Annotated in this window: 6 protein-coding genes; all 6 read right to left on the bottom strand. The window is 68.2% G+C overall.

Annotation, left to right across the window (positions count from 1 at the left end):
• A partial coding sequence (locus AC5RUF_RS09590) for a serine/threonine-protein kinase (protein ID WP_494130426.1) occupies positions 1 to 1,009 on the bottom strand: 1,009 nt, incomplete at its 3' end.
• Positions 1,006 to 2,637: an FHA domain-containing protein gene (locus AC5RUF_RS09585; protein ID WP_494130425.1), complete on the bottom strand. Its 1,632-nt coding sequence runs from the start codon at positions 2,635 to 2,637 to the stop codon at positions 1,006 to 1,008. The genes AC5RUF_RS09590 and AC5RUF_RS09585, both read right to left, overlap by 4 nt.
• Positions 2,637 to 3,539: a PP2C family protein-serine/threonine phosphatase gene (locus tag AC5RUF_RS09580; RefSeq protein WP_493998119.1), complete on the bottom strand. Its 903-nt coding sequence runs from the start codon at positions 3,537 to 3,539 to the stop codon at positions 2,637 to 2,639. The genes AC5RUF_RS09585 and AC5RUF_RS09580 overlap by 1 nt, the downstream gene beginning before the upstream one ends.
• A gap of 7 nt (positions 3,540 to 3,546) precedes the next feature.
• Complete coding sequence (locus AC5RUF_RS09575) at positions 3,547 to 6,009, bottom strand: transglutaminase-like domain-containing protein (RefSeq protein WP_494130424.1); 2,463 nt, start codon at positions 6,007 to 6,009, stop codon at positions 3,547 to 3,549.
• Positions 6,006 to 7,364, bottom strand: a complete 1,359-nt coding sequence (locus AC5RUF_RS09570; protein WP_494130423.1) for a DUF58 domain-containing protein — start codon at positions 7,362 to 7,364, stop codon at positions 6,006 to 6,008. Before AC5RUF_RS09570 ends, AC5RUF_RS09575 begins: the two co-directional genes overlap by 4 nt.
• A gap of 3 nt (positions 7,365 to 7,367) precedes the next feature.
• The gene (locus tag AC5RUF_RS09565; protein WP_493996152.1) at positions 7,368 to 8,345 is read right to left on the bottom strand and encodes an AAA family ATPase; all 978 of its coding nucleotides are present in this window, start codon (positions 8,343 to 8,345) and stop codon (positions 7,368 to 7,370) included.
• Positions 8,346 to 8,384: the final 39 nt, after the last annotated feature.

Genomic DNA, 8,384 nt, shown 5'->3' with positions numbered 1-8,384 from the left:
CGGACCGGTCCCGGGCGGCCGGTCGCTGCAGCGGCGCACGCCGGGGCGGGGCGATGGCGGCGCCGGGGTCGATCGAGACCACCCGGCGGATGCGGGTCCGGTCTTCCTCTTCCCCGCTCTCCTCCGATTGGTCGGACTCGGCCAGCACTTCGAACGGCGTGTTGGCGAGGTTCAGCTCGCTTTGGATCCGCTGCAGGGCCAGGCCGAAGGCATACGCGGAGGAAAACCGGGACTCCGGAGCCTTTGCCATGGCCGTGGCCAGGGCAAGTTCCAGCGACTCCGGGACGTCGGCCCTGCCGGTGGGACGCAGCGGCTGGCTGCTGATCCGGTCGATCAGTTCGCGCTGGGTGTTGCTCTGCCCGGGCACCACAAACGGCGACCGGGCGGCCAGCAGGGTGTACAGGGTGGCACCCAATGCCCACACGTCCACCCGGATACCGTCGGCACGCCCGCCTGCCAGCGCTTCGGGCGGCGACCAGGGAATCGACAGCCCAAGGTCTTCGTCCTCGGCTGCGTCGGTGGTCCCGGAAATCCCGAAGTCGGTCAGCGCGGGACGGTTGTAATCCGTCGTCAGGATGTTCGCCGGCTTGATGTCGCGGTGGGCAATCCCGGCGCGGTGCGCGGTCTCGACGGCGGAGGCCACCTGGATGCCTACCGTCAGCACTTCGGCAACCGGCAGTCCGCCCTGCCGGTACCGGACGTCCAGGCTCGGCCGGGAGCAGTACTCCATGGCCAGGTAGGAATGCCCGTCTTCGGTGATGTCGGCTTCGTAGATGGTGACGATGTACGGGTGCGAGGACAGCTGCGCCATCAGGTTCGCCTCGGCCTCGAAGCTGCGCCGGGCGGTGTCCGTCCGCAGGTCCGAAAGCAGCACCTTCACGGCAACGCGGCGCCGGGGATGGTCCTGCTCGTAAAGGTAGACGTCTGCGAAACCACCCGAGCCCAGATGCCGCAGGTAGCGGTAGCCGGAGATCTCCGGGGGTGGTGCGGGGGCCCGCTTTTTGCTCACGCCAGGCCCTCGAAGCGAACCCAGACGCCGTCGCCCAACTCGGCCACGTCGCCGTCGAGCACAATCACGGCCTCACCCTGGCCGAGCCGGTGGGGCAGCTGGCCGTCGCGGACCATGACCGTGCCGTTGGTGGAGTTCAGGTCCCGCAGCATAACGTGCCATCCCTCCAGCCGGATCTCGGCATGCGAACGGGAAATGTCGCCGCCGCCGCTGGGTACCTGCACCATCCGCGGCATCACGGAGCCGGGAGTGCGGGCAACGGAAGGCTGGCGTCCGATGACCATGTTCTTGTCCAGCGGCTCCACCTGGCCGGTGGAAAACACCGCCCTGCCCAGTGCGGGACGGGGCACCGGCTGCGGGTCCTCCCCGAGCGGCTGTCCGCACAGTGCGCAGACCGATCTGGTGGGAGGGTTGGCATGACCCACGGGGCAGGTGCGGGCCAGTACCGTGGGAGCGGTGATGGGACGGCTGTCCGGCGCGGGCGGCGGCGCGGCATTGGCCAGCTCGCTGCTCATGATCGTGTCGCCGTCGTGGTCCAGGTCGGCGTTGTCCCCGGCGCCCGGCCCGGCCGCGGTGTCCATCAGCGCCGTGTCCATAACGGACACGGAAGCGGACGGTACGGACGGGGTCGGCGGCGCAGGAACCGGCGTCGCCGGGTAGGCAGCCGCAGACTGTGCGGGTGCCGGCCGTGCAGGGGCGGGCGCTGAGGGAGCAGGCCCGGTTCCGGCTGCTGCGGCGTCAGGGGTGCGGAGCCACGGCACGGAATCAATGAGTTGTCCTGCCAGCGGCCGGCTCGGTGGGACCGGCCGGGCCGGCTGCAGGGTTTCCTCGGGGTGGGAGGCTTCCACCGGCGCTTCGTGCTCTTCGGGCGGACGGACTGTCTCGCCTAGGTCGGGGTTCTCCGCTTCCACGGGTTCCGTTCCAGCTGAAGCGACTTCAGACGGGTCGGAATCACGTGAACCGGCGGGTCCGGCTTCCGGACCCGCCGCTGCCGCCGGCAGATCCGCGGCCGCAGAGTGGCGGGGCACGCCGGGCTGGACCGGATGGTGCCGCGCATCAGGTCCAGGTGCCGGCCCTCCCCCCGCGGCAGCCGCTGCAGCAGGCAGTTCACTCTCCGCGGCAGCCGGCTGCGCAACCACCGGCTGCACCCGGGAGCCGGTGGCGGGGACGGTCTCCTCATGTGGGCCGAATTCAAGGGCCGAGACCAGCACTGCCCCGCGTTCCAACGGCAGCAGCATGCCGGCCCCGGGAGCTCCCGCCACGGCGGGAGCGGTGATCCGCAGGGTGAAGTTGCCCGGTCCGCTCAGGACACGTTCGCTCCACGTGGTGACAAATTCTCCGGATGCTGCCGGTTCACTCTGCCCGGACTGCTGCAGCTCCAGCGGCCCGCGCAGGAGGACATGGCAGCGTTCCCCGAGGGCAAGCACCCCGAAGGACGGCATGTCCGCAAGGTTGCCGGCCAGCCCGCCCGACACGGCGCCGAAAACACGGTCCAGTGCGGGCTTTGTTCCGAGCAGGGTCCAGATCTCCCGGATGCGGTCCTCGCTCGTTTCCGGCGGGAGCAGGCACAGAACCGAGTCCTGCACCAGGCAGATCCAGGTGCCGGAGCGGTATCGAAGGCCGTACATCAGTCTGCAGACCTCCCCTGTTCCTCGGGGGCCTCCCCTGCACCGGCAGCCGGGCCGGCACCGGTTCCGACGACGGGCCGCGGGGACGTGACCTGTTCCTCCTGCGATGTGCCGGGCAGGGTAATTGCGGCGGATTCGTGCCCTTCCGGCCCTCCTTCGGCGTCAATCACCAACACGGTGATGTTGTCCCGCCCGCCCGAGCGCAGTGCAGCCTGCACCAGGGCGGCGCAGGCGTCCTGCGGGTTGGTGACGGATGTCAGGATCTGCAGGATGTGCCCGTCGGCGACCTCTCCGGTCAGCCCGTCGGAACAGACCAGCAGCCGGTCCCCCGGCTCGACAGGTATCAGCCAGAAATCCGCTTCGGAATCATTGCCGGTGCCCAGGGCACGGGTCACGACATGCCGGCGCGGGTGGACCAGCGCCTCATCAGCGGTGATCTGGCCCAGGTCCACCAGCTCCTGGACTTCGCTGTGGTCCACGGTGATCTGTTCCAGCACACCGTGGCTGAGCCGGTACGTGCGGGAATCTCCCACGTTGAACACCAGCCAGTAAGGGCTGCCGCCTTCGCGGACCAGGACGGCACCCGTCAGGGTGGTCCCGGCCCGCCCGCCGGTGGCCTCCCGGATGCGGTGGTCCGCTTCCTGCAGCAGTGCTTCGAGCTGTTCGGCGGAGAACTCCGGCAGGTGCTTCCCCACTATCGGCGAGTCGCCCAGGGTCCGGACACAGATACTGCTTGCCACTTCCCCGGCCTCATGCCCACCCATGCCGTCTGCTATCGCAAAAACCGGGTCGGCTGCAATCAGCGAGTCCTCGTTGAGTTCCCGCCGCAGGCCGCGGTCGGAGGCGTAACCGAACACAGCATGCAGATCAGTGTCCCGGGATGTCGTTTCGTCGGAGTTCATTCACGCCCTATCCGGAAGTATCACGAAAGTGATCTGGCTTACGAGTTCTCCTCCATACCCTAACCGACGGCAGCGCCCATCGGCCCGGGCTGAGTCGGCGGGTCCGCATCCGCGCATCGAGCAGGAGGGACCTCGGAGAATACCTTGCCCGCTGGCGGCGCCAGAACCCTACTGAGCCGGACATCCTGCCAAGGTGTTCGTCCACGTGCTTCCAGTACGCTTCGACTTCCTCCTCGGTCGGTTCACCCGGCCCGAAGATGCCCGCATCGGCACGCCGTGCCAGGAGCACGGTGGATTCCGCCGCCGCCGGGAACGAGCGCTCCAGCAGGGCAGCGTGTTCCCGGCGGGTGGCACGGCTGGGCGGCTTGGTACCCAGGTCGGTTGCCAGGCTCACCACTTCGTTCCAGCCGCCCCCCACACGGCGGGACGGAGGGCCCGTACGGCGCCTGGAGCGCCGCCGTCGGACCTTGACGAGCAGGATCAGCAGCAGCGGCCCGAACAGGATGGCAAGCGGCAGCGCGGCAAGGCCGACCAGGCGCAGCCAGTAGCGGAAGGTAGCCCAGAAGTCTTCCTGCTGTTCCTCGGGTTCCCGGGCTTCGGCATTGGTGTCCGGCGGCAGTTCGGCAGGTTCCTGCGGCGGGGGCGGCGGCTGCAGCACCTGCGGCTTCGGCGTGGACTTTGGCTGCTGCTGCGGCGGCACCGGCTCGTTATCCTCGTCGGGGGTCGGGAAGAACGGCACCCAGCCGACGTGTTCAAACTCCACTTCCACCCATGCATGGACATCGTCCCCCGTGATTTCCAGGGGACCGGACGCGTTGTCCACCTCGTCCCAATCCGGGTAGAAACCCATCACGACTCGGGCCGGAATGCCCAGCTTGCGGGCCATCAGGGCCATGGCGACGGCGTATTGCTCGTCATCGCCGACCATTTGGTCCGCGTCCATCAAGGTCAGCATGCGGGCAGCTCCGTGCCCGGGCAGGGACGGCGTCTCGCCTTCTTTGCCGTTGCTGAAATATCCTTCGGAGGCAAGGATCTGCTGGAGCCGGCGGACCCGCTGGACCGGACGTGCTTCGTCCCCCACGTAATCTGCCGCCTTGGAGCCCAGCACCGGCGGGTCGTTGGTAATGCGCGGAAGCGCCGTGTTGGAGAACCTGTACTTGGCCAGCTGCGCATCATCCGGCTCCTCGGGGAAGAGGACGTTGGCCTCATAAACATCCCCGGGCTGCAGTTCCGCAACGGTCAGCGCCGTGCTCGACGCCTCGCTGTAGTAAAGTCCGGCGGCAAGGTCTGCGGCACGTTCGCCGTCCATCTTGAAGCCGGTCGCGGTGCCGCCTGCCGGCACCCAGACGCCGCTGTATTCGCCGACAGTGATTTTCAGGGTCGCTACGTCTCCGCCTGCCTGGGCAAGATCGGAGCGGGCGTCGCCCACCCGGGTAAAGTTCCCGTCGGTCCCGGGGTCAACGCTGTACACAACTCCGTCATAGGCATCCAGGGCAGCCAGACGGATCCGCTGCCCCTTGGGCAGCCCCTCCACCGTGAAGAGGGTTGTCTCGGACTCGTCCTTTACGTAGCCGCGGAAGTCCGTGAGCGGGCTCGGGTAGTCATACAGGTCAACGGGCGGCTCGACGACGTCGCGCAGCACCTTCCGGTCCTCCCCCTGATCCAGCAGCGGGGCAACCCCCACGGAAGCTGCGAGGGCAACGGCCAGGACCGCGGCCCCAAAGCCCAGCCGGCGGGCGCGGGCAGCACGCGTGGCGGAGGGCTGCCGTCCCCGTTCCTCACGCTGTCTCCGCCGCGGTGCCTCCGCGCGCGCAGGTGCCTGGGAAGGACTCTGCAGCGTAATGGTCGCCATGGTTCCACGGCGCAGGTCCCGCCGATAGGCCAGCCATGGCAGGATCAGTGCGATGAGCAGTGCCCCGCGAAGCCCTGGCAGCGGAGCCTCGTCCGTGCCCAAGGCAATGGCGGCGGTGTAGAGAACCACAACCGGCACCAACACCCAATAAGCCCGTTTGGCGCGCCAGGCCAGCAGCCCGGATGCCAGTGCGCCGACAAACGCCAGCAGGAAAGGCACCACGAGCATCCCCGCGGCCACGCCCACCGGCGGCGCGATGGTCAGAAGGTCCTTCCACGCGAACACCACTGAGAGGACCAGCACGCGCACGGAGGTGAAGGAGGGCACGATGCCGCCCAAGGCTTCCACCGGGGCAGCGAACGCGCTTCCCAGCAGGACGTACACGGCAACGGCGGCACCGGCTGTGGCCCAGAGTCCCCAGGACAGCCGTGCCGATGCTTCCGCCAGCCCGAGACCCAGCAGGACCCCGCCCAACCCGGCCACGAGGAATCTCGGGTCCCAGCCGAACGTTGGCCCGAATCCGAGGACTGCGATCGCCAGGACAGAGGTGAGCACTCCCCAGTCCGTCAGGCGCGGCGGCACCAGGGGCCCCCTGGTGCCGGTTGTTTCCACACTCATGCGACGGCCTTCCGCAGCACGGCCGGCAGACTGTCGAGGTCGCCGACGTCCAATACGGCCAGGTCCCCGATCGCGGCCAGGGACGGTTCCAGCCCCGCTCCGCACCGCAGCGCGATGCAGCGGATGCCGGGCGGAACCTTCGTGGAGGCAGACCGCAGGGCGGCGCCGTTCGGCTCGGTTCCGGTCAGCAGGAACACCACCGAGGCGTTGGGAACCGCGTCCGAGGTGGTCCGGGCAAGGTCCACGATTCCCGAGGTGCGCGCCTGTCCCTGCACTTCGGTCAGGCCGTCGAGCATGGTCCCGGGGGTCGTGCAGCGCAGCGGACCGCCCTGGCTGAGCACCGACAGTGCCAGCTGCTCGCGGAACGCCTGAAGCCCCAGTGAACCGGCTACCGAGACAGCCAGTTCCAGGTCATCCTCCGATGTGTACTCGGCAGTATTCAGGGACAACGCCACGGCTACGTGGGAGCGCCGGGTCTCCTCGAACTGGCGGACCATCAAGGCGCCTGTCCGTGCCGTGGTCTTCCAGTGGATATGCCGGCGGTCGTCGCCGGGAACATATCCCCGCAGTGCGTGGAAGGCAACATCGGAGCTGGACAGGTCCGTGGTGGGTTCCCCTTCCAGGTCGCGGATGAATCCCGTGGTGGAGCCGCTGAGCGAAACCGTACGCGGATGGATGTAAAGGTCCACCGGTTCCGCCCACCGAAGACGCCGGCCCATCAGGCGCAACGGGTCCTGCCGCACGGATTCCACCGGCCCCACCACAATGACCGCGCGTCGGCGCGTGGGGATACTGAACAGTTCTTCCTGGGTCTGGCCCGGACGCATCCGGGGCAGCTCAAAGGCTGCAACGGCGCTGCCAACGGGCAGTTCGAAAGTAACGGGCAGCAGTGACCGGGAAGCGGTGCTTGTGATGCTCAGGCTGCCGACGGCGGGGTCGCCAACTGCCACCCGGGTCCGGGCCAGGTCCAGGTCCACGCTGTAGGAAAGCCGGCCCACCACAAAAGCCGTCCCCAGGACCAGCAGCACGCCGGAAGCCACGGCGGCCACCAGCGCCTCCTGCCAGTTGAACACCGCTCCGAGGAGCCAGAAAACGGCAGTGAGTCCGAGCGCCATCCAACCCAGCGGGCTGATGGCTTCTGTGCCTTTGTGCAGGCGGCGCGTCACAGCAGCAAAAAGCGCGCCGGTCCGCCCGAGGATCGGCACCAGCGGCCGGAGCACGGGAGCAAGCCTGGGCGCCGCTGCCCGCCAATAGGCCGAGCGCTGTACGTTACGGCGGAGGCGGGCCCAACGCAGGCGCAGTCTTGTTGCCGCGCGCCGGCCCCAGCGGCCGGCGCGCCTGGTGAGGTTGGACATGGATCAGGCCTGCGCTCCGGCCCGCTGCTGGGGTGCCGCCACATCAGCCAGCACGGACAGCAGCACGGCTTCGGGGCTGGCTCCGGCAAACTCGGCTTCCGGGTCCATCACCAGCCGGTGGGTCCAGACCGCCGGCGCAAGTGCCTTGACGTCGTCGGGCAGTACGTAGTTCCGCCCCTCGGAGGCGGCACGGATCTTGGCCACGCGGACCATGGCCAGGGCGCCGCGGACGCTGACGCCGAGGCGGGTTTCGGCCGCCGTGCGTGTGGCGGATACCAGGTGCGAGATGTATTCGAGCACCGCGGGTTCGACGTGGACGGTGGTGCCGAGTTCGGCCATGTCCCGCACGGCCGTGGTGGTGATTACCGGTGTCAGCGCCAGCGACCGGTCCCGGGTGGAGGATCCCGACAGCAACTCCAGGGTGGCTTCATGGTCCGGGTAGCCGATGGAGGTTTTGATCAGGAACCGGTCCAACTGGGCTTCGGGCAGCCGGTAGGTGCCTGCCTGCTCAATCGGGTTCTGGGTGGCGATAACCATGAACGGACGCTCCTGGGTGTACGTTTCACCGTCCACCGTGACCCGGGATTCCTCCATGACTTCCAGCAGCGCGGACTGGGTTTTCGGCGAGGCGCGGTTGATTTCGTCAGCGAGCACGATGTTGGCGAAGATCGGTCCCCGGTGGAATTCGAACTGCTGCGTCTTCTGGTCGTAGATGGTGATGCCGGTGACATCCGACGGCAGCAGGTCCGGAGTGAACTGGATGCGCGAGTTCGAGCCCTGCACGGTCGCGGCCAGCGACCGGGCCAGCATGGTCTTGCCCGTTCCGGGCGCATCCTCAAGCAGCACGTGGCCTTCGGCGAGCATGGCAGTGAGCACCAGGCGCACGACATCGGTCTTTCCCAGCACCGCCTGCCCCACGTTGGCCGTGAGGCGTTCAAACGTCTCCGCAAACCATGCTGCCTGTTCTTGGGTCATTGCCATGTTGTTCTTATCTCCAGTTGCTTGATTCGTAGTTAATCG

Source organism: Arthrobacter sp. Y3224198 (genome assembly GCF_059090025.1).
Note: the sequence above shows the minus strand (reverse complement) of the source record. Positions and strands in the feature narration are given on the sequence as shown.

What these genes read in the sequence shown, in the direction of transcription:
- AC5RUF_RS09585 (WP_494130425.1), bottom strand. Translation starts at nt 2,637, where the DNA reads ATGTACGGCCTTCGATACCGCTCCGGCACCTGGATCTGCCTGGTGCAG.
- AC5RUF_RS09580 (WP_493998119.1), bottom strand. Translation starts at nt 3,539, where the DNA reads ATGAACTCCGACGAAACGACATCCCGGGACACTGATCTGCATGCTGTG.
- AC5RUF_RS09575 (WP_494130424.1), bottom strand. Translation starts at nt 6,009, where the DNA reads ATGAGTGTGGAAACAACCGGCACCAGGGGGCCCCTGGTGCCGCCGCGC.
- AC5RUF_RS09570 (WP_494130423.1), bottom strand. Translation starts at nt 7,364, where the DNA reads ATGTCCAACCTCACCAGGCGCGCCGGCCGCTGGGGCCGGCGCGCGGCA.
- AC5RUF_RS09565 (WP_493996152.1), bottom strand. Translation starts at nt 8,345, where the DNA reads ATGGCAATGACCCAAGAACAGGCAGCATGGTTTGCGGAGACGTTTGAA.